This is a genomic window from Burkholderia sp. SJZ089 (genome assembly GCF_007828315.1).
Taxonomy (GTDB): domain Bacteria; phylum Pseudomonadota; class Gammaproteobacteria; order Burkholderiales; family Burkholderiaceae; genus Burkholderia; species Burkholderia gladioli.
The window spans coordinates 103,205-124,922 of sequence record NZ_VIUM01000013.1 but is presented as its reverse complement, the minus strand read 5'-3'; the positions used below and the strand labels follow the sequence as shown (position 1 = coordinate 124,922).

At 67.5% G+C, this 21,718-nt stretch carries 23 protein-coding genes; 8 read left to right on the top strand and 15 right to left on the bottom strand.

Going from position 1 to position 21,718, the window contains the following annotated elements; all coding sequences use genetic code 11:
* Positions 1-151: 151 nt before the first annotated feature.
* The 4 genes from FB600_RS23535 to FB600_RS23520 form a co-directional block, all read right to left on the bottom strand.
* The gene (locus FB600_RS23535; RefSeq protein WP_145757422.1) at positions 152-1,408 is read right to left on the bottom strand and encodes a transglycosylase SLT domain-containing protein; all 1,257 of its coding nucleotides are present in this window, start codon (positions 1,406-1,408) and stop codon (positions 152-154) included.
* 275 nt (positions 1,409-1,683) lie between these two features.
* Positions 1,684-1,920: a hypothetical protein gene (locus FB600_RS23530; RefSeq protein WP_036052499.1), complete on the bottom strand. Its 237-nt coding sequence runs from the start codon at positions 1,918-1,920 to the stop codon at positions 1,684-1,686.
* A gap of 17 nt (positions 1,921-1,937) precedes the next feature.
* Entirely contained in the window at positions 1,938-2,825 is an 888-nt protein-coding gene (locus FB600_RS23525; protein WP_145757423.1) for an EamA family transporter, read from the bottom strand.
* Between the two features lie 93 nt (positions 2,826-2,918).
* A complete protein-coding gene (locus FB600_RS23520) occupies positions 2,919-4,148 on the bottom strand; it encodes an MFS transporter (protein WP_098181257.1) in 1,230 nt (409 codons plus the stop codon).
* Positions 4,149-4,279: 131 nt separating this feature from the next.
* Between FB600_RS23520 and FB600_RS23515 the strand changes: the two genes are divergently transcribed.
* Together FB600_RS23515 and FB600_RS23510 are read left to right on the top strand one after the other, a co-directional pair.
* The gene (locus tag FB600_RS23515) at positions 4,280-4,732 is read left to right on the top strand and encodes a winged helix-turn-helix transcriptional regulator (RefSeq protein WP_036034310.1); all 453 of its coding nucleotides are present in this window, start codon (positions 4,280-4,282) and stop codon (positions 4,730-4,732) included.
* Positions 4,733-4,864: 132 nt separating this feature from the next.
* Entirely contained in the window at positions 4,865-5,578 is a 714-nt protein-coding gene (locus FB600_RS23510; protein ID WP_096749588.1) for an acetyltransferase, read from the top strand.
* A gap of 106 nt (positions 5,579-5,684) precedes the next feature.
* Here FB600_RS23510 and FB600_RS37310 read toward each other — a convergent pair whose 3' ends face one another.
* Positions 5,685-5,993 carry a hypothetical protein gene (locus tag FB600_RS37310; RefSeq protein ID WP_186467876.1) on the bottom strand — a complete coding sequence of 103 codons (309 nt, stop codon included), beginning with the start codon at positions 5,991-5,993 and terminating at the stop codon, positions 5,685-5,687.
* 137 nt (positions 5,994-6,130) lie between these two features.
* Between FB600_RS37310 and FB600_RS23500 the strand changes: the two genes are divergently transcribed.
* The 3 genes from FB600_RS23500 (at position 6,131) to FB600_RS23490 (ending at position 8,257) form a co-directional block, all read left to right on the top strand.
* On the top strand, positions 6,131-6,814 hold the full coding sequence (locus FB600_RS23500; RefSeq protein ID WP_013696901.1) for a hypothetical protein: 684 nt from the start codon (positions 6,131-6,133) through the stop codon (positions 6,812-6,814).
* Between the two features lie 61 nt (positions 6,815-6,875).
* The gene (locus FB600_RS23495; protein WP_013696902.1) at positions 6,876-7,502 is read left to right on the top strand and encodes a cytochrome b/b6 domain-containing protein; all 627 of its coding nucleotides are present in this window, start codon (positions 6,876-6,878) and stop codon (positions 7,500-7,502) included.
* Positions 7,502-8,257, top strand: a complete 756-nt coding sequence (locus tag FB600_RS23490; protein ID WP_036034318.1) for a molybdopterin-dependent oxidoreductase — start codon at positions 7,502-7,504, stop codon at positions 8,255-8,257. Before FB600_RS23495 ends, FB600_RS23490 begins: the two co-directional genes overlap by 1 nt.
* An 80-nt stretch (positions 8,258-8,337) precedes the next feature.
* Here FB600_RS23490 and FB600_RS23485 read toward each other — a convergent pair whose 3' ends face one another.
* Positions 8,338-8,775, bottom strand: coding sequence for a hypothetical protein (locus FB600_RS23485; RefSeq protein ID WP_096749586.1), 438 nt, complete (start codon positions 8,773-8,775; stop codon positions 8,338-8,340).
* A gap of 195 nt (positions 8,776-8,970) precedes the next feature.
* Here FB600_RS23485 and FB600_RS23480 point away from each other — a divergent pair, with 195 nt between their 5' ends.
* On the top strand, positions 8,971-9,690 hold the full coding sequence (locus tag FB600_RS23480; protein ID WP_145757424.1) for a DUF1223 domain-containing protein: 720 nt from the start codon (positions 8,971-8,973) through the stop codon (positions 9,688-9,690).
* A gap of 127 nt (positions 9,691-9,817) precedes the next feature.
* On the opposite strand, the gene FB600_RS23475 is transcribed toward FB600_RS23480, so the two are convergent.
* The gene (locus FB600_RS23475; protein ID WP_096749585.1) at positions 9,818-10,132 is read right to left on the bottom strand and encodes a helix-turn-helix domain-containing protein; all 315 of its coding nucleotides are present in this window, start codon (positions 10,130-10,132) and stop codon (positions 9,818-9,820) included.
* The gene (locus tag FB600_RS23470) at positions 10,129-10,473 is read right to left on the bottom strand and encodes a toxin (RefSeq protein WP_145757452.1); all 345 of its coding nucleotides are present in this window, start codon (positions 10,471-10,473) and stop codon (positions 10,129-10,131) included. Before FB600_RS23470 ends, FB600_RS23475 begins: the two co-directional genes overlap by 4 nt.
* A 515-nt stretch (positions 10,474-10,988) precedes the next feature.
* Between FB600_RS23470 and FB600_RS23465 the strand changes: the two genes are divergently transcribed.
* Positions 10,989-11,585, top strand: coding sequence for a hypothetical protein (locus tag FB600_RS23465; RefSeq protein ID WP_145757425.1), 597 nt, complete (start codon positions 10,989-10,991; stop codon positions 11,583-11,585).
* A gap of 174 nt (positions 11,586-11,759) precedes the next feature.
* On the opposite strand, the gene FB600_RS23460 is transcribed toward FB600_RS23465, so the two are convergent.
* The 4 genes from FB600_RS23460 to FB600_RS23445 all read right to left on the bottom strand — a co-directional run bounded on the left by FB600_RS23460 (position 11,760) and on the right by FB600_RS23445 (position 15,473).
* Complete coding sequence (locus tag FB600_RS23460; RefSeq protein ID WP_096749583.1) at positions 11,760-12,380, bottom strand: riboflavin synthase; 621 nt, start codon at positions 12,378-12,380, stop codon at positions 11,760-11,762.
* A 22-nt stretch (positions 12,381-12,402) separates the two neighbouring features.
* Entirely contained in the window at positions 12,403-13,521 is a 1,119-nt protein-coding gene (ribD, locus tag FB600_RS23455) for a bifunctional diaminohydroxyphosphoribosylaminopyrimidine deaminase/5-amino-6-(5-phosphoribosylamino)uracil reductase RibD (RefSeq protein WP_096749582.1), read from the bottom strand.
* Positions 13,522-13,542: 21 nt separating this feature from the next.
* Positions 13,543-14,829 (bottom strand): glutamate-1-semialdehyde 2,1-aminomutase, encoded by a 1,287-nt coding sequence (gene hemL, locus FB600_RS23450; RefSeq protein ID WP_145757426.1) that lies wholly within the window; start codon positions 14,827-14,829, stop codon positions 13,543-13,545.
* A 188-nt stretch (positions 14,830-15,017) separates the two neighbouring features.
* Complete coding sequence (locus tag FB600_RS23445) at positions 15,018-15,473, bottom strand: hypothetical protein (RefSeq protein ID WP_013696909.1); 456 nt, start codon at positions 15,471-15,473, stop codon at positions 15,018-15,020.
* 263 nt (positions 15,474-15,736) lie between these two features.
* Between FB600_RS23445 and FB600_RS23440 the strand changes: the two genes are divergently transcribed.
* The gene (locus FB600_RS23440; protein ID WP_145757427.1) at positions 15,737-16,951 is read left to right on the top strand and encodes a Bcr/CflA family multidrug efflux MFS transporter; all 1,215 of its coding nucleotides are present in this window, start codon (positions 15,737-15,739) and stop codon (positions 16,949-16,951) included.
* A 124-nt stretch (positions 16,952-17,075) separates the two neighbouring features.
* Here FB600_RS23440 and FB600_RS23435 read toward each other — a convergent pair whose 3' ends face one another.
* The 3 genes from FB600_RS23435 to zwf form a co-directional block, all read right to left on the bottom strand.
* On the bottom strand, positions 17,076-18,989 hold the full coding sequence (locus tag FB600_RS23435) for a bifunctional transcriptional regulator/glucokinase (protein ID WP_036052472.1): 1,914 nt from the start codon (positions 18,987-18,989) through the stop codon (positions 17,076-17,078).
* Positions 18,967-19,647, bottom strand: coding sequence for a 6-phosphogluconolactonase (gene pgl / locus FB600_RS23430; RefSeq protein ID WP_145757428.1), 681 nt, complete (start codon positions 19,645-19,647; stop codon positions 18,967-18,969). The genes FB600_RS23435 and pgl overlap by 23 nt, the downstream gene beginning before the upstream one ends.
* 101 nt (positions 19,648-19,748) lie before the next feature.
* Complete coding sequence (gene zwf, locus FB600_RS23425) at positions 19,749-21,221, bottom strand: glucose-6-phosphate dehydrogenase (protein WP_060006054.1); 1,473 nt, start codon at positions 21,219-21,221, stop codon at positions 19,749-19,751.
* Positions 21,222-21,718: the final 497 nt, after the last annotated feature.

The following is a 21,718-nucleotide window of genomic DNA, read 5'->3' as shown; positions in this document are numbered from 1 at the left end:
GAGGCGAAGGGAAATCCGGTTTTCAGAAATGCTTACGAAATTCCATTGCTATAAGAAATGAAAATGCCTAAAGCGAGATAATCCGGAGCGTGCCTGGGCGATCCCGGTCCGCCGCATGAGGCGGACCGGGTTTCAACGCGCGATGGGGCGCTTATTTGGTGAGGTAGAACAGCGCGTCGGTGCCGGTGTTGCGCGGCGACGGTGTTTGGGTGGTGGGCTTGTCGGTGGCGGTGGCCACCGGTGCCTGCGCGGCGGGCGGCGGATCGTTGCGCGTGCCCGTGTCGGCGACCGGCAGCGTCTGGCTGGCCGGGGCCTTGTCCTTGTTGTCGCGCGAGGAGGGTGTGGAGAGATACCAGAGCGCGTCGGTCGACGCGGTGGCGGCTTTGCGCGCGGCGGCGGCGCTCGCGACGGCTGCCGTGGCGGGCACGGCGTTGCCGCCCGGTACGGCGGGAGCGCGCGTCGGCGCCGCGCCGGCCTGGGTCGAGGTCGAACCAGCGGATTTCGGCGTGATCGCGGCCGGCGCCCGCTGCGCGATGGCCTCGGCCTGGCCGATCTGGAACACCAGCTTCGGCTCGAGCGTGGCGATCACCGCATAAGGCGGCTGCGGATCCCAGCGCAGGATCACGCGGCCGCGCGGCGTGTCGCCGAAGATCGCCGGCACCCGCTTCATGTCGCTGAACTGCACGTAGATGCGGGCGCCGTCGTCGAACACCTGCACCGGCTTGGCGTCGTCGGCGCCCGTCACGGTCCAGCCGAAGTTGTAGGTGCCGGGTGCCGCGTCGGGTGCCGGGGCGGGCGCCGGGCGGCGCGGGGTGCTGCCGCTCGCGCCGTTGGCGGGCGCCATCTTCACCTGCGAGACGCCGAGGCTGGCAAACGGATTGTAGGTTTGCGGCGGCGTGAACGACGGCGGAATGATAGGCATGGACACATCCTGCGTGCTGATGATCGATTGCGCGGTGTCGTAGACCTTCTGCGCGTAGGCGAGGCGCTTGTCGGGCGAGCTCGCGTTGTAGGCGCCGATGGCGTTCCAGGTCGGACCGAACTGCTGGATGTTCTGCGACAGGATCCAGGCCGCCACGTAGGCATTGGTGCAGGGATCGAGCAGGCTCTGCTGGGTGATGCCCTCGCGCGCGAGCCGCGGCAGCCAGGAGCTGTTGATCTGCATCAGGCCGATGTCGTAGGTCCCGTTGCTGTTGGGGCTGATGACATTGGTGCGCGTGCCCGATTCCACCTGGGCGATCGCGCGCATCAGGCCGACGTTGACGTGCTGGAAGCTGGCCGCGTCGTCGATGCAGTCGGCCCGCGCGAGGCCCGGCATCGCCACCAGCAGGCTGGCGGCGGCCAGCGCGCCTCGGCGCGCGCGCCTGCCGGTCGAGCCCCGTTTTTGGTGCTGCGAGATTCCCATCATGAAACCCGTGCTGATGCCTGTATGTTTTATCGGCCGGGCGCCGCGGCGCCTGCCGGACGGCGGCGCGCGGGCGATTCGGCCGTGCTATGGGCAGCATCGATACCGCGCGATCCGGGGATTGCGGCTCGGCGGGCGTCGGCCCGGACGCCGCCGAGGTCGGTATTTTAGTTTCAGTTGCCGGGCGGATCGAGTGCTTTTCGAAGACGGGGACGGATGATGCCCGGAATCGGGGCGGCCGGGCCGGTGGCGACGGGTTGCTTGGCGGTGGCGGCGATTCAGGGCGCGGGCGGCGGCATCTCGACCACGGCGGGGTGCCTGGGCGTCGCGTCCTCGTGGAACAGGTCGTCGAGGTACTGGAGCAGTTCGTCGGCCTCGACGAAGTCGGGGATCTGGAAATCGGCCGGGCGGCGCTTGCCTTCCGCGCCGAAGTCGTAGGCTTGCCAGCGGCCCTGCTGATGCACGATCGAGACCATGCGGCCGAACAGGTTGAAGTAGCGCGCGTGGGTGTTCATGGGGCTCCGGAGCGGGTTCAGATGCCGGCTTGCCTCGCGAGGCGGGCGCCGAGGTGCTTGCCGTACAGGCCGACGGCCAGCCCCAGCACGATCAGGGCGGTCGCGAGCAGCTTCAGCGTGCCGATCGGTTCGCCGAAGATCAGGGCCGAGCCCAGCATACCGAAGATCGGCACCAGCAGCGACAAGGGCGCGACGGTGGACACCGGGTACTTCCTGAGCAGCAGGTTCCAGACTCCATAACCGAACAGCGTGGTCGGGTAGACCTGGAACAGGATCGAGAACACGGCCTTGCCGTCGACGTGCGCGAAGGTGGCCGCGTAGACGGCCGCGCCGTGCTGCAGCCAGGCGATCGCGAACAACGGAAGCGGCGAGAACAGGCTGGACCAGACCAGGAAGGCCAGCACCTCTCGCGTGCCGGACAGCTTGATCACCAGGTTCGCGCCGCTCCAGGCCAGCGCGCCGACGATCACCAGCGCGATGCCGGCCGGCGTGGCGCTGCCGTCGGTGATGGCGATCACGCAGGCCAGGCCGAGCAGGGCGATCGCGATGCCGGCGAACTGGTAGCGCGAGACGGCCTCGCGGAACATGGCGGCGCCGAGCAGGATCGTCAGGAAGGCGCTGAACTGCAGCACCAGCGAGGCGATCCCGGCCGACAGGCCGGCCTGGATGCCGAGGTTGACGATGCCCCACAGGCCGACGCCGAACAGCAGCCCGTAGGCGGCGAGGTAAGACAGCGGCACCGCCGGGCGACGGATGAACAGCACCGCCGGCAGCGCGCTGAGCGTGAAGCGGATGCCGGCGAGCACGAACGGATCGGTCGATTGCAGCCCGAGCTTGATGACCGAGAAGTTGAGCCCCCAGATGGCCGTGACGAGGATGGCGAGCAGCGTATCGCGAAGCTTCATGACGAGAACGATGAGGAGTGGATGGAGACGCGGCGCTTGCGATGCATGGTCCCCGATCGGGTTGCGAATCACAACCGGAAAGACTTCATATGCTTATCTCGGCGCGTGGCGACGGGCGGGGCCCGAGCTGAAGAACCAGAACGCCAGGGCCAGCAGGCTGACGCACGCGCCGAGCGCACAGACCCCGGTCCATCCCGCCTGTGCATAGGTCGCCGTCGACGCGATCGAACCGAGGCCGCTGCCCGCCGCGTAGAACAGCATGTAGCAGCCGACCAGGCGCGCATGCGCTTCGGGATGGGTGCGGAAGATCAGGCTCTGGTTGACGACGTGCACGGCCTGGCCGCCGATGTCGAGCAGCACGATGCCGAGCACCAGCGCCGCGATCGAATGCGGTGTGAAGGCGATCGGCAGCCACGACAGGCAGAGCAGCAGCAAGGCGATGCCGGTGACGGCCTGGCCCAGGCCGCGATCGGCGAAGCGGCCCGCGCGCGCGGCGGCCAGCGCGCCGAGCGCGCCCACCAGCCCGAAGGCGCCGATCGCCGTGTGCGACATCGAATAGGGCGGGGCGCTGAGCGGCAGCACCAGCGCGCTCCAGAAGATGCTGAAGGCCGCGAACATCAGCAGGCCGATCGTGCCGCGTAGCTGGAGTACACGCTCGCGCAGCAGCAGGTCGAGCATCGATCGCAGCAACTGCGGGTAGCCGAGCCGCGGCCTTGGCGCGGTCGGCCGCGGCAGGCGGGCCGAGAGCACGGCCAGCATCACCAGCGCGATGCCGCCCGAGCCCAGGTAGACCGCGCGCCAGCCCGCGATATCGGTGAGCAGGCCCGCCACCGAGCGGGCCAGCAGCAGGCCGATCACGACGCCGCCTTGCGCCGCGCCCACCACCTGCCCGCGCTCGCCTTCACTGGCGAGGGCCGCCGCGCAGGCGATCAGGCCCTGCGTCATGGCCGTGCCCAGCAGGCCGACGCCGACCATGCCGGCGAGCAGCATGAGCGGGCCGCGCGAGGCGGCAACCAGCACGCAGGCCAGCGCCAGCAACACGAGCTGGACGGCGATCAGGCGCTTGCGATCGAGCAGGTCGCCCAGCGGCACCACGAACATCAGCGCCAGCGCGCAGCCGAGCTGGGTCGCCGTGATCACACCACCTACATCGGAGTGCGAAATATGAAAATCACGCGCAATCGAATCGAGCAAGGGTTGGGCGTAATAGACATTGGCGACGCTGGCCGCGCAGCACACCGACAGCAGCATGACGATCGAGCGGGGCACGGATTGCGGCGGCCGAGGATCGAGCGCGGCTTCCGAAGGCAGGATGGCATTCATGCCGGCAGTTCCTCTCATCTGGTTGCAAAATAAAACTTTTCGGAAGTGTAGGGAAGCTTGTTTTAAAATGCAACTTCTTATCCGGCAGGACCGCCGGACGTGGCTTGTCGTGACGCATCGAGGAGGGCGGGATGGCCAGGCAAAGGAGTTTCGCGGATTCGCCATGCCCGGTGGGCCGGGCGGCCGACATCGTCGGCGATCGCTGGATGCTGCTGATCGTGCGCGACGCGTTCGACGGCATGCGCCGCTTCGGCGAGTTTCTCGCCAGCCTCGGCGTGGCGCGCAACATCCTGTCCGACCGGCTCAAGCAACTGGTGGAGGCGGGCGTGTTCGAGATCGTGCCCGCATCGGACGGTTCCGCCTACCAGGAATACGTGCTGACCCGCAAGGGCGAGGGCCTGTTCCCGGTGATCGTGATGCTGCGCCAGTGGGGCGAGGCCAACCTGTTCGCGCCCGGCGAGCCGCATTCGGTGATGGTCGATCGCAAGAGCGGCCGCAAGATCCGCAAGCAGACCCTGCAGCACGAGGACGGCCGGCCGCTGAACGCCGCCAACAGCGCGATCCGCAAGCTCGACGAGCGCTGAGGCGCGGCGGTTCTTTCGTAATAGAATCGGCGGCGTCGCGCTGGCTGCCACGCGATCCGGCTTGTCGGGACGATGTCACGGGGCATCGTCCAGGCCCATGCGAACCATCGCCATCATTATTCACAGACCGCCATGAACGTAACCACCTCGGACGACTGCACCGGGATCCTGTCCAACCATCCTCTCGCGAAGCACTTCGTCGTGTTCGGGTATCGCGACGGCGCGTATTCGTCGATCCCCAACAACTTCTTTCGCAACTGGCTCGACGAGGAAGCGACCGAAGGCAGTTTCTATATCGGCCGGGGCTCGGGCCTCGGGGTGGGTTCGATCGCCAAGTACGACGGCGGCCTGCAGAAGCTGAGCCTCGGCAAGTTCGTGGCCGGCGGCCTGCGCCTGCGTTTCCTGCTCAATGGCCAGCACGACATGCGGACCATCTCGACTGCCATGTTCAGCGTCTTCGGCGACGGCCTGCGCAATGCGCCGCCGCCGCAGTATGCCGATACCGTGATCCACAACGACGTCTGGATCGGCGACGAGGCCCTGTTCCTGGGCGGCTCGGTGGTGGAGAGCGGCTGCGTGATCGGCGCGCGCGCGGTGATCCCGCCGAATTTCCGCGCCGAGCCTTACGGGATCTACGTGGGCTCGCCGGCCAGGCTGGTGCGATTCCGCTTCCCGGAGCGGGTGCGCGAGAGCCTGCTCGAACTGGCCTGGTGGGACATGCCGCTGTCGTGGATCAAGCAGCACAACGAAGCCTTCCTCGCGGACCTGACGAGCGACGAGGGCAAGGCGCTGGAGATCCTCGCCGAGCTCAAGCGGGCGAAGCTCAGCGCGCTGAGCCAGGGCTGAGCCGCCGGCGGGCGGACGAGGGCATGCCGACCTTCGCGCTGGCCACGTCCGCGCGTTTGCCGGCCGCTGCCCTGGCTGGCGGTGGCCGGATGCGCGCGGCCGCTCCTCAGCCGGCGGCCGACGTGGCGGGCTCCTCGGCGTAGCGCGCCGAGATGAAATCGATGAAGGCCCGCAGCTTCAGCGGCACATGGCGGGAGCGCGGGTAGAGCGCGTAATAGCGGCGCTGCGCGAGGCGGTTGGCGTGGTCCGTGCGCCGGCTACTGCCGCGCCGGCTGTCGGCAGCATGGAGGCGGCCGAGGCGAGGAGCAGGTGGCGAAGGGAAAAGATGGTCATGGCGCTCTCCTGGGATATCGATGGGCGATGGATGGCCCGCACGATAGCGGGAGCGCCCGGCGCGCGGCAGCGCGTGGGACAAACAGGTTGCTGTGCGCGGCTTGCGAGCCGGGCATCGGTCATTTGACCGATACCTGCCCGGGTCGAGCGTCTGCATGATTATGAAAGGCGGGTGACCTATCCTGCCCGATTTCAGGCATCTCAAACCCAGGAGCACAGATGAAACGCATTCATGTCGCCATTCTTGCCGTCATGCTGAGCGGCTCGGCACTTGCCGCCTCGCCGGCTCCCACCCGCATCCGCGGCACGATCGCCGCGGTCAGCGCCAGCGAGATCACGGTCCACACGACGGCCGGCGCCGACGTGCAGGTCGCGCTGGGCGCCAACACCAAGTACCTGCAGGTGGTGAAGGCCGACCTCGCCAATATCGAGCCGGGCAGCTATATCGGCACCGCCACCAAGAGCACGGGCGCGAACCAGATCGCGCTGGAAGTGGTGGTGTTCCCGCCCGCGATGAAGGGCGTGGGCGAGGGCCATTACGCCTGGGACACGATTCCCGACACCACGCTGTCGGGCGCGGGCACCACCTCCAGCTCGATGACCAATGGCAGCGTGACGGCCGTCGCCGCGCCGTCGAGCACCACCGTCAAGAGCGCGATGACCAACGGCAGCGTCAGCGCGGCCACCGACCAGGGCGGCGTGAAGCGGCTGACCGTCAGCTACAAGGGCGGCGAGCAGGTCGTGCTGGTGCCGCCCACCGCGCCGATCGTCACCTTCCATCCCGCCACCACGGCCGACCTGACCAAGGGCGCGGCGGTGTTCATCAATGCCGCGACGGACCAGAACAAGACCACGGCCGGCGTGGTCGCGATCGGCAAGGATGGCCTCAAGCCGCCGATGTAAGGCGGCTGGTCGTCATCCGAGCTTACCCGCGCCACCCGATCAACCGCCAAGGAGCCTGTTCATGCGCCCTAGTTCCCGGTCGCCACGACCCGCGCACCCCGCCCCGATCCGGATCATGCACTGGATTGGTGTGTATGCCATGGGATGCATGATCTTCAGCGGCTGGGCGATCTACAACGCCTCGCCGGACCTGCCCTTCGTGTTTCCGCGATGGACCGGGCTCGGCGGTTGGCTCGGCGGCGCGCTGGCCTGGCATCTGAGCGCCATGTGGCTGCTGGTGATCGACGGGCTGGCCTATCTCGTCTACGGGATCGCGTCGGGGCATTTCCGGCGCGATCTTCGCCTGCCTTCGCCGATGGCGGTGATTCGCGATCTGCGCGCCGCGCTGGCGTTCCGGCTCGCGCATCGGCAGGGGCACTACAACGCGGTGCAGCGCGCGATGTATGTCGGCGTGGTGACGGCCGCGATCGTCCAGATCGTCACGGGGCTGGCGATCTGGAAACCCGTGCAGTTTCAATGGCTGGTGGAGTTGTTCGGGCAGTATGCGATCGCCCGCAACATCCATCTCGCCCTGATGTTCGGCATCGTCGCCTTCGTCGTCGTGCATGTGACGCTGGTGGCGATTCATCCGCGCACGCTGGTGGCGATGATCGCCCCGGTGCCGGCGGAATCCGAGGAGCAGCACTGATGGCCGAGCGTAAAACCGTCGCCGTCCGGCAAGAGGACATCAAGGCGGAACTGAGCCGCGCGAGCCGGCGCGGCTTCCTGAAACGGACCTTGTCGCTCGGCGGCCTGGCCATGCTGAGCGGCTGCGACCTGTCCACGCATTCGGGCGTCGACGCCGCGCTCGAAGCCATGCTGCGCTTCGACGATCGCGTGCAGGCGGCGCTGTTCGGTTCGCAGCGGCTGGCGAGAACCTATAGCGCGGCCGATATCACGCGCCCGTTCCGCTTCAATGCCTTTTATCCCGATTGGCAGGTGCGGGGCGTGCCCGACAACTGGGCGCTCGGCGTCGCCGGGCGGGTGGCGCGCAAGCAGCCGTGGACCCTGCCCGAGCTGATGACGCTGCCGCAGGCGAGCCAGATCACCCGCCATATCTGCATCGAGGGCTGGAGCCAGATCGGGCAGTGGAGCGGCATCCCGTTGCGCGTGTTCCTGGAGCGAGTCGGCGCCGATCTGAACTCGCGCTACGTCGCCTTCAAGTGCTTCGACGGCTACTCGACCAGCATCGACATGGCCAGCGCCCTGCATCCCCAGACGATCCTCGCGCTCGATTTCGATTCGAAGCCGCTCGAGCCGCAATGGGGTGCGCCGCTGAGGTTGCGGATCCCGACCAAGCTGGGGTTCAAGAGCGCGAAGAACCTGGAGGCGATCGAGGTCACCAACGTGTTCCCGGGCGGGTATTGGGAGCAGCAGGGGTATGACTGGTTCGCGGGGGTTTGAGGGGGGCGGCTCGCCATGTCGGATGAGCGGTGGCAGGAGCGAGGCGAACCATGCGCAAATGCTGCGCGCGCTCGATGCCTTCAAGAATGGGGAGCTTGATCGGGGCCGGCAGCCGGCCTGGGTGTTTCGCGTCGTGTCGCGAGGCGGCGGTTGCGCGGGAGTGTCCATTGGTACCGCTCCACCAGCCGCTCGGCGGCGTATCGTGCCCGCTCGCTCCAGGTTGCCTCGGTCGCGCGGATCTGGACGTCCTCGCGTTCCAGGGCTTCAGGTGCCCAGTATTTCCGGACTTCGCCGACGGGCAGGAAACGTGTTTCCGTGTCAATCGCCCGAAACACCTGGAACTCCGGATCGCCGCCGACCTTGGCCCAGTAGGCCAGCCGCAACAGCTCCCGCGCTGTCTCGACGAGGCTCAGGCGATCCGCGAGAAAATCCTCCGCCCGGGCGCGGATCCTTCGACAATGCGTGCGCCACTGATCCACATTCCCGATTCCCGGCGGGACTTCGAATTCCATCGACATGGGCGTTCTCGATTCCATTGAGGGGAAGCGGGGATTGTCGGGGCGCGATCGGCGGGTGTCGAACGCGCCGATGTCGCGGGCTGTTGCCGCCTGCACGACAAGGGGCCGAATCTTCCTCGATGCTTGATCACCGCCGTGCGTAACCGAACGGCACCGGCGAACGAACTACCGTGATCAGCCACCCCGGATCCTCCCATGTTCGCCCGTTTCCTTTCCGTCATCTGCGCGAGCGCCGCCAGCTTGCTGGCATTCCCCGCGTTTGCCGACGCGCCTCGCCCGGTCGTCATCGAACTATTCACCTCGCAGGGCTGCTCGTCCTGCCCGCCGGCCGACAGCTACCTGAACGAGCTGAGCGACGCGCGCAAGGACGTGTTGCCGCTGGCCTTTCACGTGACCTACTGGAATCAGCTCGGGTGGAAGGATCCGTTCTCGCTTTCGATTTCCGACGCGCGCCAGGATCGGTATGTGCAGCGTTTCCACGGCTTCGCCTATACCCCCGAACTGGTGGTGGACGGGAAATCCGCCGTGGTGGGTTCGAATCGCGCGGCGGTGGATGCCGCGATCGATCGTGCGCGGTCGTCGGCGACGACGTCCGCGAACGTCAGCGCAATGGCCAACGGCAAGGGCGTGACCGTGTCGATCGGTTCGGGAAGCGGACAGGCCCAGGTCCTGCTGGTGGGTTACGACACGCGTCATGTGACGCCGGTCGGACGCGGGGAGAACAGCGGCAACACGCTCACCGAATCGAATATCGTGCGAGCGCTGGCGAGCATCGGAAGCTGGTCCGGCACGGCGCTCACGTTGCAGGCGAGTCCCCCGGCCGGGGAGAAGCTGGCGGTCTTGCTCGAGGCGCCCGATGGGACGATCGTCGGCGCTGCCCGCGTGGCGGACGCACGCGTCGAGCCTTCGAGTTGATCGTTATGGAGAGCTGACGGCAGACGAGCCGCGGAACACGGCCGTCTACCTTCGCAAGCAACGGTAGATGATCCGGCAAAACGCCGGCAGGCGATGGCAGGCGATGGCAGGCGGTGCTCGCAAGCGTTCAGAGAGTTGCCAGCATCTGAAGTGTTTCCGGGTGCTTGGCGACCAGTCGGATCAGTGTAGCCGCCTGTGCGTTGGGCTTGGCCTTGCCTTGTTCCCAATTCTGATACGTGCGCACGTTGATGCGCAGGCTTCGAGCCATGACGGCTTGCGACGCGTGAGAAGCTTCGCGCACGGCCTTGATTTCTGCCGGCGAGATTTCGAGCGCATCGGGCACAGCGGCTGTGATCTTGCGCAGCGTGATTTTCCCTTCGTGCTCGGCGGCAAGGGCATCGAGGCCCTCGGTCAATTCAGCAAACAGATTTCGCTTCTTCATTGCTGGCTCCGTATCGTGACTTCTCTTTCCAATAGCTTCGCGAAGGCTTTGCGCTCGTCACTGGAGAGGTCTGTCATTTCATCTTTGTCGTACAGCGTGAACAACCAGAATGGATAAACGCTGACCCAGTAGTAATAGATCACTCGTAGGCCACCGCGCTTGCCTTTCTGGCGGCGTTTGTCGGCGAACCTCAATTTCCGCAGACCGCCGGCTCCCTTGATCAGGTCACCAGCCTCGGGATTAGCCAGCAGCGCTTTCTGCAGGACGGCGTACTCGTCATCTGCCAGGTAGTTTTCGCGTTCACGAGAAAACGGTGGCAGTTCAATGAAGGTCGCTTGCACGGCTGAATTGTACGTCATTTGCGTATATTTCAAGGGAATGCGTCGGTGCGCGGGTGGGGCGAACCCTGCTTGGGCTGGCTGCTCATGGTGAGGAGCGAGCGATTCAGACCAGGCATGCCGCAATCGGCACCTCCCGATACATGCCAGGTGCCTAGTGCTTAGACAGCTCGGACAGCGACATCAGTTGCCAAGGCGCCAAGTTGCGTCCCAATGGCATACGCGACGAAGTGGCCCTCTTGGGGAGTCAGCGTTGGCATGATCGTCAAAGTCGCGACACAGATGCAGTCGCGGGCGCACCGGCCGCCCACTTGTCCTCCTGGAGTAGCTGCTCTCTTTCGGACATGCGGGCAATCTGCTACGCTCCGAGCACGGTTTCTGACTACCTCCCTGCTGCGTGGGAAAAGTCAGCGGGCACATGACGAATCACATCACCCAATGTCGCCAATCGAGCAAGCAGCATGCTTACCTCTGCCAGGGTTCTATTTCTGGCGGCGACGATTTAATTGGAGAGTGTGATGTTCCAATATTTGGACGTTGTGAATGGCCTGAAAACCCTCTGTACCGCACTTGATACGCCGACCGGCCTTTCCCATTGTCAACGTCTGGACTTCCAGGCTCGGTCGCTCGGTTTTCAAAGCTATCATCACTTCCGGCGCACCATGAGCCAGCTTCCGACTGATTCGTTCGCGGCGGTTTCGCTCGGCCTCATGCGACGCATTTGCGAAAAGCGATTGCCGTTGGAACCGAACTGCCGCTATTACGAATTTGTTCCGTTGCCGCACGGAATGGGCTACTACAGCCGCTGGATCGGTTGGGACAAGAATGGCGACGAAGTGCGGGAGCCCCGCCCGCTTAGTGGGCGTGACTCTGTGCAACGGCTACGTGGCGTGGTGGATTTTCCAGTGTATGTGGTCGAGTCGGAGAGGGAGCTGACAGCTTGGCGGCAAGTCTGGCGCTCGACAGCTTATCTTCCTGAGGAGCTTGCCAGACAGCACTTCGCCGCGTATTTCGACAAGCAGCGATTGGTGGCTGAAAAGCCGCCGATGGACCTTGTAGAACGGAAAGCTCGTAGCGGGCGTTACGACAGCAATGTCATGGTCGACAACGCCTAGCGCGGAATCGCGATATTTACGCCTAGCGTGGGGCGCGGCAGCTCAAGGCGGCTGCCGCGTATATGTCTATGAATTGCCGTGAATCATGGCTTCGCCAACGGTATTAAACGAACCGGTTTCAACGCAAGATTAAGGCTGGGGTGCCAAGGCTTCTTTCACAGGCACCTACGAGGCCTATGCAGGCGAAGCCGTCGACAACATCCTTTCCACATACCGCGCAATCATATCGATCTCGAGATTCACCTTCGAGCCCGCCTTCAGGTGCCGCAGCGTGGTGACCTGCACCGTATGCGGGATCAGGTTGATCGAGAACTCGCAGCCGTCAGCCAGATCCTTCACCGCATTGACCGTCAGGCTCACACCGTTGACCGTGATCGAGCCCTTGTAGGCCAGGTACTTGCCCAGCGCCTTCGGCGCCAGCACGCGCAGCTCGTGCGACTCGCCCACCGGCGCGAAATGCGTGACCGTCCCGAGCCCGTCCACATGGCCCGACACGATATGCCCGCCCAGCCGGTCATGCGCGCGCAGCGCCTTCTCGAGATTGACCTCGCCCGGCTCGCTCAGGCCGACCGTCTTGTTCAGGCTCTCGCGCGATACATCGACGGTGAAGGTTTCGGCGGTGGTCTCGATCGCCGTCATGCAGGCGCCCTGGATCGCGATGCTGTCGCCGAGCGCGACATCGCCCAGGTCGAGCCCGCCGGCGCGGACCACCAGCCGAACGCCGGCATCGGCCTCGGTGCCGAGCGGTGCGATCGATTCAATGCGGCCGACCGCCGCGACGATTCCGGTAAACATCGTGAGATTCCCGTAAGCAGATTCAGTTGGCCGACGCGGCGGCGAAGCGCGCGAGGATGCGCAGGTCCTCGCCGATCCGGTCGATGGTATGGAATTGCAGGCGCGTGCGCTGTTCCAGCGTGGCCGGGGCGGCGAGATTGAACATGCCGGCCGCGTTGTCGCCGAGCAGGGTCGGCGCGATGTAGATCAGCAGCTCGTCGACGCAGCCTTCGCGCAGCAGCGAGCCGTTCAGCTTGTGCCCGGCCTCGACATGCAGCTCGTTGATGCCGCGCTTGCCGAGCGCCTGCAGCAGGGCCGGCAGGTCGACCTTGCCGTTCGGGCCGGCCAGCGGCACCACCTCGGCGCCGCGGTCGCGCAGGGCGGCGGCGCGGCCTTCGCCGGCCGCGTCGAGCTCGCCGCAGAAGATCAGGATCGGCGCGCCGCTCAGCAGCTTCGCCTCCAGCGAAACCTCGAGCCGGCTGTCCACCAGCACGCGCAGCGGCTGGCGCGGCGTGTCGATGCCGCGCACCGTCAGTTGCGGATCGTCCTCGCGCACCGTGCCGATGCCGGTCAGGATCGCGCAGGCGCGTGCGCGCCAGGCGTGCCCATCCGCGCGCGCGGCCTCGCCGGTGATCCACTGGCTCTGGCCGTCGGGCAGCGCGGTGCGGCCGTCCAGCGAGATGGCCGACTTCATGCGCACCCAGGGCTGGCCGCGCGTCATGCGCGACACGAAGCCGATGTTCATCTCGCACGCTTCCTGCGCGAGCAGCCCGCAGCGCACGTCGATGCCGGCGTCGCGCAGCATCCCGAGGCCCTTGCCCGAGACCAGCGGGTTCGGGTCCTCCATCGCCGCCACCACCTTGGCCACGCGCGCGTCGATCAGGCCCAGCGCGCAAGGCGGCGTGCGCCCGAAGTGGCTGCAGGGCTCCAGCGTCACGTAGACGGTCGCGCCGCGCAGGTCGTGGCCGCGCGAGCGCGCGTCCTTCATGGCCTGCACCTCGGCGTGGTCCTGGCCGGCCGGCTGGGTGTAGCCCTCGCCGATCACCACCTCGTCCTTGACGATCACGCAACCCACGCGCGGGTTCGGCGAGGTGGTGTACATCCCGCGCGACGACAGGTCGAGCGCGCGCTGCATATGCGCGAAATCCGATTCCGAGAACATGCGCGTCTCCCTATCCGGTGGTCAGGCGGCAGCCAGGGCGCCGAAGGCGCGGCGCGCGGCGGCGAGCGTTGCATCGATCACGGCGTCGTCGTGCACGCTGGAGACGAAGCCGGCCTCGTAGGCCGAGGGCGCGAAATACACGCCCTCGTCGAGCATCAGGTGGAAGAAGCGGTTGAAGCTGGCGATGTCGCTCTTGGTCACCTCGGCGAAGCTGGTCGGCACCGCCTCGGTGAAGTAGAGGCCGAACATCGCGCCGATCGCGTCGGTCGCGAACGGCACGCCGGCGGCACGCGCCTCGGCGACGAGGCCGTCGGCCAGGCGCTGGGTCTGCGCGGTGAGCGCTGCGTAGAAGCCGGGCGCCTGGATCAGTTGCAGGGTCTTGAGGCCGGCGGCCACCGCGATCGGGTTGCCCGACAGCGTGCCGGCCTGGTAGACGCCGCCCAGCGGCGCGAGCTGGGCCATGATGTCGCGACGCCCGCCGAACGCGGCCGCCGGCATGCCGCCGCCGATCACCTTGCCCAGGCAGGTCAGATCGGCCTGGATGCCGTAATGCTGCTGCGCGCCGCCGAGCGCGACGCGGAAGCCGCACATCACCTCGTCGAAGATCAGCACGGCGCCGTGCTTGCTGCACAGCGCGCGCAGCGCCTGCAGGAATTCGGGGGTGCCGCGCACCAGGTTCATGTTGCCGGCCACCGGCTCGACGATCACGGCGGCGATCTCGTCGCCGAACGCGCCGAAGGCTTCCTCCAGCGCCGCCACGTTGTTGTACTCCAGCACCGTGGTGTGCTTGGCGATGTCGGCCGGCACGCCGGCCGAGGTCGGGTTGCCGAAGGTCAGCAGGCCCGAGCCGGCCTTCACCAGCAGGCTGTCGGCGTGGCCGTGGTAGCAGCCCTCGAACTTGACGATGCGGCTGCGGTTGGTGAAGCCGCGCGCCAGGCGCAACGCGCTCATGGTCGCCTCGGTGCCGCTCGACACCATCCGCACCTGCTCGATGCTGGGCACCAGCTTGCAGATCTCCTCGGCGATCTCGATCTCGGCCTCGGTCGGCGCGCCGAACGAGAAGCCGTCGGCCAGCACGCGCTGCACCGCCGCGAGCACCTCGGGATGGACGTGGCCGACGATCATCGGGCCCCACGAGCCGATGTAGTCGATATAGCGTTTGTCGTCGGCGTCCCAGAAGTAGGGCCCCTGGGCCCGGGACACGAAGCGCGGCGTGCCGCCGACCGAGCGGAAGGCGCGCACGGGCGAGTTGACGCCGCCCGGGATGGTGCGCTGGGCGCGTTCGAAGAGCGTTTGATTGTTCGACATGGATAGGTCCTGCTAGACGGAGGCGGCAGCCGGGCAGGCGCGGCGGGGGCCGCATCTTCCGCGCCGGATGCGGACGAAACGATCGTCAGATTGTACCGAAGAGTCGCCGGGGCGGTTCTGGCGCGGCCCGCCCGGCCCTCGCGCGGGGCGGGCCTGCCGGGCCGCGGACGAGGGCGGGGACGGGTGCCTCAGAGCCTGGGCGGCTTGCGCTTGCCGGTCAGTTCGGCCCAGCGTTTCTCCAGCGCGCCCTCGGCGACGGGCTTGATCGAGGTGCCGGAGGTCTGGGCGTCCCAGGTCTGCACCGAGAACGGGTGGACGCGCAGCGCGTCGCGCGCGATCACCACCTCGCCGTGGCCGTCGACCAGCCAGTCGTAGACGAAATCGATGCAGAGCCGGTAGCCGCGCTTCGTGTTCGGGTCCGCCACTTCGTAGGGCGCGCGCGTCACGTAGCCGGAGCCGAACACGCCCTTCGGCTCCTGGGCGACGCGATGCAGGAACACGCGGTCGCCGGGCAGGATGCTGCGCGAGAAACCGCAGCCCCAGACGTCACGCACGGCCTCGCCGGCGCGCACGCGCGCGGCCACCTCGGGCAGCTCGGGCCAGGGCCATTTCTTGGGGCTCCAGATCAGCAGGAAGGCAGTCATGTCGGGGCAACGGGAGAACGGAAAGAAGACCGGAAGCGGGCACGGCGGCGCGCGCGGACGCAAGGCGCGAGCTTACCCGATCGCCCGCGCGCGAGTGGCCGACCGGCACGCCAAGGCCCGGCGCGCGGCGCGGGCTTGGACTCGCGAAGCCGGGCTCGCGCGTACAATCGTGGCTTCGCGGCGGCCGCCCGGCCGTCGTTCAAACCGAGTCGGGCCGCGTGGCGCCTAGCCGTGCGAGGTCCCGGCCGCACGCGAGAATTCCCATGTCGAACGCGATACGGCGCCGGCCCGACGCCCGGTTGATCATGCTGCTCGGTGCGCTGGCCGCGTGCGGGCCGATCGGCACCGACATGTACCTGCCGAGCATGCCCTCGGTGGCCGAGAGCCTGGGCACCAGCGCAGCGGCGGTGCAGTGGACGCTGACCAGCTTCCTGTCGGGCTTCTCGCTGGGCATGCTGCTGTATGGGCCGCTGTCGGATTCGCTGGGGCGCCGCCCGGTGCTGCTGGGCGGGATCGTGCTGTTCACCGTGGCCGGGGCGGGCTGCTTCGTGGCGCCGTCGATCGGCAGCCTGATCGTGCTGCGCTTCCTGCAGGCGCTCGGCGCGGGTGCCGCCTCGGTGCTGTCGCGGGCGATCGCGCGCGACGCGCACGAGCCGGCCGACGCGGCCAAGGTGCTGTCGATGGTGGCGATCGTCACCTCGGTCGGCCCGCTGCTCGCGCCGCTGCTGGGCGGCCAGATCCTGCGCTTCGCCGGCTGGCGCATGGTGTTCGTGGTGCTCACGCTGTTCGGCATCGGCTGCACCATCGCGGCCTTCCTGAAGGTGCCCGAAACCTGGCCCAAGGCGCGCCGCAAGTCCTCGGCGATCCTGCAGTCCTTCATGGCCTACGGGCGCATCCTGCGCGATCCGGTGGCCTGGGGGCACATGCTCTGCGGCGGCATGGCCTTCGCGTCGATGCTTACGTACATCACCGCCACGCCCTTCGTCTACATCGAGTATTTCCACGTCTCGCCGCAGCATTACGGCCTGCTGTTCGGCCTGAACATCGCCGGCATCATGATCGGCAACTTCATCAACACCCGCGCGGTCGGTCGCTTCGGCTCGCTGCGCCTGATCTCGGCGGCCTCGCTGATCAGCTGCATCGCCTCGTTCTGCGTGGCCTTCTTCTCGTTGACGGGCATCGGCGGGCTCTGGTCGATCGTCGCCGGCCTGTTCTTCGTGGTCGGCGTGATCGGCCTGTTGTCGGCGAACTGCTCGACCGACCTGATGCATCGTTATCCGCACAACGCGGGCGCGGCCGCGGCCGTGTTCGGCGCGATGCAGCTCGGCCTGGGCGCGGTCGCCAGCGCCGTGGTGGGGCTGCTCGCCGACGGCACGCCGTTCGGCATGGGCGTGACGATCGCGATCACCGGCGCGCTCTGCTTCCTGGGGCGCCGGCTGGTGATCCGCTGGCACGGCCGGCCGGTGCGTGGCGACTGAGTTCGCGCGGCGCTCGCGTTCGCGGCCGCGCCTCGACAGCAGCCCAAACCAAAGGGCCGGCGCCCGAAAGCGCCGGCCCTTCGTGTTTCCAGCCGTTCATCGCGGCTACCGCCGCCGGCCGCGTTCAGTCGCGCGTGGCCGGGGCCGCGCCGTGGCTGAGCCAGTCGAGCACGTCGGCCGATTCGTCCTCGCCGGCGCGCGCCTTGGCCTGCGCGACCGCCTCGGTGATCTCGGCGTTCGGCGCGGCGCGCCGGATCGCCACGCCCACCGCGAGGATGTCGATCATCACCAGGTGCAGGATCCGCGAGATCATCGACAGCTGCGATTCGCGCATCTCGATGTGATCGGTCTCGAGCGCCACGGTGGCGCGCTTGGCCAGCGGCGTGTTGCTGGAGGTGATCGCGATCACCTTGGCGCCGGCCTGCATCGCCACGTCGAGCACGCGCAGCAGCTCGGGCGCGCGGCCCGACTTCGACACCGCCACGATCACGTCGCCCTTGCCGAGCAGGGCGGCCGAGGCGGCCTGCATGTACAGGTCGCCGTAGGCGATGGTCGGGATGCCGAAGCGGAAGAACTTGTAGTGCGCGTCCTGGGCCACGATGTTCGAGTTGCCCAGGCCGTAGAACTCGATGCGCCGCGCATTGTTGAGGATGTCGATGGCATGCTCGACGTGCTCGAAGTTCAGGTGCTCGCGCAACTGCAGGATCGCCGACACGGTGTTGTCGAGCACCTTCGCGCCGAAGTCGGTGGCGGTGTCGCCCAGGTGCACCTGGCTGTGGCTCATCGGGATCGTGCCGGTCAGGCCGGTGGCCAGCTTCAGCTTGAAGTCCGACAGGCCCTGGCAGCCCAGCGAACGGCAGAAGCGGATCACGGTCGGCTGGCTGACGTCGGCCTTGCGCGCGATGTCGACGATCGGGTCGTTGATGATCGAGCGCGGGTGATTGAGCGCGAGGTCGGCCACGCGTCGCTCGGCCGGCGTCAGTGCATCGCGCATCTGGCGGATCCGCTCGAACACCGCCGAGGAGGCGCCGCCCGAGCGGTTCGACAGTTGCTCGGCGAGGATCGCCGAGACGCCGAGGAAGGCCGGGTAGTCGGCCGTGATCAGGTAGGTCGGCACGTTCGCGCAGTAGTCGGAGAAGCGACCCTTCGACTCGAAGCGCTCGCGAAAGCGCGACTTCAGGAACAGCTCGCCGAGCTTGAGCACCACGCCGCCGCCGATGTACACGCCGCCGAGCGCGCCGAGCGTGACCGCCAGATTGCCGGCGAAGGTGCCGAGGATCGCGCAGAACACGTCGACCGCCTCGAGCGCGAGCGCGTCGCCTTCGTGCGCGCGGTCGACGATCTCGGGCGTGCCGAAGTTGGCGGGCACGCGCTTCTTGTCGCGCCCGGCCAGCGCGCGATAGACGATCTCGATGCCGGGCCCGGCGCACACGCGCTCGAACGAGACATGCGGCCATTTCTTGCGCGCGTACTGCATGACCAGGTCCTCGCGCTCGTCCATCGGCGCGAAGCTGGCATGGCCGCCCTCGCTGCCCAGCGCGATCCAGCGGTCGTCGGCGGGGATCAGCCCCGACACGCCCAGGCCGGTGCCCGGGCCCATCAGGCCGATCACGCTGTTCTGGCGGCGCGTGCCGCCGCCGATCTGCTGGCGCTGCGCGTCGGTCAGGCCCGGCAGGGCCATCGCCAGCGCTGTGAAGTCGTTGACCACCAGCAGCGTGTCGAAGCCCAGCGCGCGGCGCGTGGCCTCGATCGAGAAGCTCCAGTCGTGGTTGGTCATCCGCACCTGGTCGCCGTCGACCGGGTTGGCGATCGCGATCGCCGCGTGGTTGACGCGGCCGATCTTGACGTCCTTCAGATACTTGCGGATCGCGTCGGTCAGCGTCGGGTAGTCGGCGCCGGGATAGACGCGGATCTGCGTGATCTCGCCGGGGCCGGTCTCCAGCGCGAAGCGCGCGTTCGTGCCGCCGACGTCGGCGAGCAGGCGCGGGCCGTCGGCGTGCTGGCCGGCAGCCGGTTTAGTTTGCGCACCAGTAGACATCGAGCTGGGTCCCCTTGTCGTTGGCCAGTTGGGAAATTGCGTTGCGCTGCGGCGCCGCGGCGGCGGCCTCCAGCACTTCGCGCTTGCGGGCGCCCGCGATCAGCAGGAACAGCCGGTCGACGCGGCGCAGCGCGTCGAGCGAGAGGCTCACGCGCGGATGCAGCGCGGCGCCGGGATGCACGGCGACGTAGCGCTCGGTGGTCGAGATCGCCAGCTCCCATTCGGGCGCGTCGGCGAAGATCGAGGCGGTATGGCCGTCCTCGCCCATGCCGAGCACGGCGACGTTCGGCAGCCGGTAGGCCGGGCTCGCGTTGAGCGCGGCGACCTGCGCCTCGAGCGTGGTCGAGGTGTCGACCAGCGGCAGGAAGCGCGCGCCGGCGGCGGCGTTCTGGAGCAGCGTGTCGTGCACCAGTTGCGCGTTGCTGGCGCCGTCGGTGTCGGCCACCCAGCGGTCGTCGACCAGGCTCACGTCCACGCGGGCCCAGTCGAGCTCGGCGGTGGACAGGGTTTGCAGGAACGGACGCGGGCTGGTGCCGCCCGACACGGCGAGCGTCGCGCGCGCGTGCTCGGCGAGCGGCGCGGCCAGCGCCGCGCGCACCGCCTGCGCGAGCGCCTCGCACTGCGCTTGCGGGCTTTCGAATGCGTGAAGCTCGATCACTTCTCCTCCAGGCTGCTTTTATTGAATTCGGTGGTCATGCGGGGGACTCCGGCGAGTCGCGGCCGGTGCGGGCCGCCTCAGGCATGTTGCAAACGCGTGTTTCAGTTTTCTTCCTCGAGCCAGCAGGTGCCGTGCTGCGCGAGCATCGCGCTGGCCGCCGCGGGGCCCCAGGTGCCGGCCGCGTAGGGCTTGGGCGGCTTGAGCGACTTCTGCCACTCGTTCTGGATCGGCTCGACCCAGCGCCAGGCCGCTTCCTGCTCGTCGCGCCGCACGAACAGCGCCAGACGCCCGTTGATCACGTCGAGCAGCAGGCGCTGGTAGGCCTCCATCTGGCCTTCCTTGAAGAACTGGTCGAAGGCCAGGTCGAGATGCACGCTGGCCAGGTTCATGCCCTCGCCGGGCTGCTTGGCCAGGCAATACAGGCGGATCGTCTCGTTGGGCTGCAGGCGGATCACCAGCCGGTTGGTGCCGGCGCGCAACGCATTGGGGCCGAGCGCGGAATGCGGCACCGCGCGGAAATTGACCACGATCTCGGCGACGCGATCGGCCAGCCGCTTGCCGGTGCGCAGGAAGAAGGGCACGCCGGCCCAGCGCCAGTTCTCGATCTCGACCTTCAGCGCCACGTAGGTTTCGGTGTTGCTGTCGGGCTTCACGCCGGGTTCGGTCGCATAGCCGGGCACCGGGTTGCCCTTGATGGTGCCGGCGTGATACTGGCCGCGCACCGCCACCTTGCTGATGTCGCGCGGATCGATCGGCTTGAGCGCGCGCAGCACGCGCAGCTTCTCGTCGCGCACCGAATCCGAATCCATCGAATGCGGCGGCTCCATCGCGATGATCGAGAGCAACTGCAGCAGGTGGTTCTGCACCATGTCGCGCAGCGCGCCGGTGTTGTCGTAGAAGTCGCCGCGCGCCTCCACGCCCAGTTCCTCGGCGATCGTGATCTGGATGCTCTCCACCCATTCGCGGCGCCACAGCGGCTCGAACAGCGCATTGCCGAAGCGCAGCGCGAGCAGGTTCTGCACCGGCTCCTTGCCGAGGTAGTGGTCGATCCGGTAGATCTGGTCTTCCGCGAAGATCTCGCCGACCGCGTCGTTGATCTCGTTGGAGGAGGCGAGGTCGTAGCCGAGCGGCTTCTCCAGCACGATGCGCGCGCCTTCGCTCAGGCCGACGCCGGCCAGTGCCTTGCAGATCGGTTCGAACAGGGAAGGGCCGGTGGCCAGGTAGAACACGCGCGTGCCAGGCAGCTCGCCGATCGCCTCGCGCAGGACCTGGTAATCCTCGGGGCGACCGAGATCGACGTTGAGATAGTCGATGCGTTCCAGGAACCGCTTCCAGGCGGCTTCGTCGAAGGCGCTGCCGGAAGCCTTCCTCGCATGCGGCTTGACGTGCTCCTCGACCCAGCCGTGATAGCCGGCGCGATCCGCATCGTGGCGCGCGACCGCGACGATGCGGCCGGACTCGGCGAGCATGTTGGCGCGATGGGCCTCGAACAGCGCCGGCAGGATCTTGCGCATCGACAGGTCGCCGGTACCGCCGAACAATACGAAGGTGAAACTGCTGGAATCGTTTTGCATTGTCTCCGCCCGGTTATGAAACGCGCGTACCACGGCATGGAGGGAAGCCGCCTGGCCGGGCCGTTCCGACGGGCGCGGACGGTGGCAAGCGGAGCCGTAGTGCGATAAAAATATTTTTGACACTGAATTGTAGTTTAACTACAATCCGCCGCAAGGGGTAGACCCGGAAGAAGAAAAAGAAGCGCACACGATGGATGTCGGGGAAGCGCGCTCTTCGGACGGGACGGCCGGTGCGGCAGCGCGCCGAGACCGCATGTTAAAGGACATTGGCGAAACGCATCACGAGCCGGTCCGCGACGGCCCCGAGGTTCGGCGCCGCGCGGCGGCGGGACCGGAACCAACAGATCAGAGGAGACACTCTTTGAATCTCGATCCACTCAGTCCCTGAGCGCCCGCGGCCGGCCACGGCCCGACCGTTTTCCGGTCGTTCGCGGCGCGATATCCCGGTTGTTTCGTTTCGCAAGTTCCTGAGCAAGCCGGCTCTCGCACGCACGAGA

What these genes read in the sequence shown, in the direction of transcription:
- zwf (WP_060006054.1), bottom strand. Translation starts at nt 21,221, where the DNA reads ATGCAAAACGATTCCAGCAGTTTCACCTTCGTATTGTTCGGCGGTACC.
- FB600_RS23475 (WP_096749585.1), bottom strand. Translation starts at nt 10,132, where the DNA reads ATGAAGAAGCGAAATCTGTTTGCTGAATTGACCGAGGGCCTCGATGCC.
- FB600_RS23510 (WP_096749588.1), top strand. Translation starts at nt 4,865, where the DNA reads ATGAACGTAACCACCTCGGACGACTGCACCGGGATCCTGTCCAACCAT.
- FB600_RS23460 (WP_096749583.1), bottom strand. Translation starts at nt 12,380, where the DNA reads ATGTTTACCGGAATCGTCGCGGCGGTCGGCCGCATTGAATCGATCGCA.
- FB600_RS23525 (WP_145757423.1), bottom strand. Translation starts at nt 2,825, where the DNA reads ATGAAGCTTCGCGATACGCTGCTCGCCATCCTCGTCACGGCCATCTGG.
- FB600_RS23445 (WP_013696909.1), bottom strand. Translation starts at nt 15,473, where the DNA reads ATGACTGCCTTCCTGCTGATCTGGAGCCCCAAGAAATGGCCCTGGCCC.
- FB600_RS23495 (WP_013696902.1), top strand. Translation starts at nt 6,876, where the DNA reads ATGCGCCCTAGTTCCCGGTCGCCACGACCCGCGCACCCCGCCCCGATC.
- FB600_RS23490 (WP_036034318.1), top strand. Translation starts at nt 7,502, where the DNA reads ATGGCCGAGCGTAAAACCGTCGCCGTCCGGCAAGAGGACATCAAGGCG.
- FB600_RS23535 (WP_145757422.1), bottom strand. Translation starts at nt 1,408, where the DNA reads ATGATGGGAATCTCGCAGCACCAAAAACGGGGCTCGACCGGCAGGCGC.
- FB600_RS23500 (WP_013696901.1), top strand. Translation starts at nt 6,131, where the DNA reads ATGAAACGCATTCATGTCGCCATTCTTGCCGTCATGCTGAGCGGCTCG.
- FB600_RS23515 (WP_036034310.1), top strand. Translation starts at nt 4,280, where the DNA reads ATGGCCAGGCAAAGGAGTTTCGCGGATTCGCCATGCCCGGTGGGCCGG.
- hemL (WP_145757426.1), bottom strand. Translation starts at nt 14,829, where the DNA reads ATGTCGAACAATCAAACGCTCTTCGAACGCGCCCAGCGCACCATCCCG.
- FB600_RS23435 (WP_036052472.1), bottom strand. Translation starts at nt 18,989, where the DNA reads ATGTCTACTGGTGCGCAAACTAAACCGGCTGCCGGCCAGCACGCCGAC.
- FB600_RS23530 (WP_036052499.1), bottom strand. Translation starts at nt 1,920, where the DNA reads ATGAACACCCACGCGCGCTACTTCAACCTGTTCGGCCGCATGGTCTCG.
- FB600_RS23440 (WP_145757427.1), top strand. Translation starts at nt 15,737, where the DNA reads ATGTCGAACGCGATACGGCGCCGGCCCGACGCCCGGTTGATCATGCTG.
- ribD (WP_096749582.1), bottom strand. Translation starts at nt 13,521, where the DNA reads ATGTTCTCGGAATCGGATTTCGCGCATATGCAGCGCGCGCTCGACCTG.
- FB600_RS23520 (WP_098181257.1), bottom strand. Translation starts at nt 4,148, where the DNA reads ATGAATGCCATCCTGCCTTCGGAAGCCGCGCTCGATCCTCGGCCGCCG.
- FB600_RS23485 (WP_096749586.1), bottom strand. Translation starts at nt 8,775, where the DNA reads ATGTCGATGGAATTCGAAGTCCCGCCGGGAATCGGGAATGTGGATCAG.
- FB600_RS23465 (WP_145757425.1), top strand. Translation starts at nt 10,989, where the DNA reads ATGTTCCAATATTTGGACGTTGTGAATGGCCTGAAAACCCTCTGTACC.
- FB600_RS23480 (WP_145757424.1), top strand. Translation starts at nt 8,971, where the DNA reads ATGTTCGCCCGTTTCCTTTCCGTCATCTGCGCGAGCGCCGCCAGCTTG.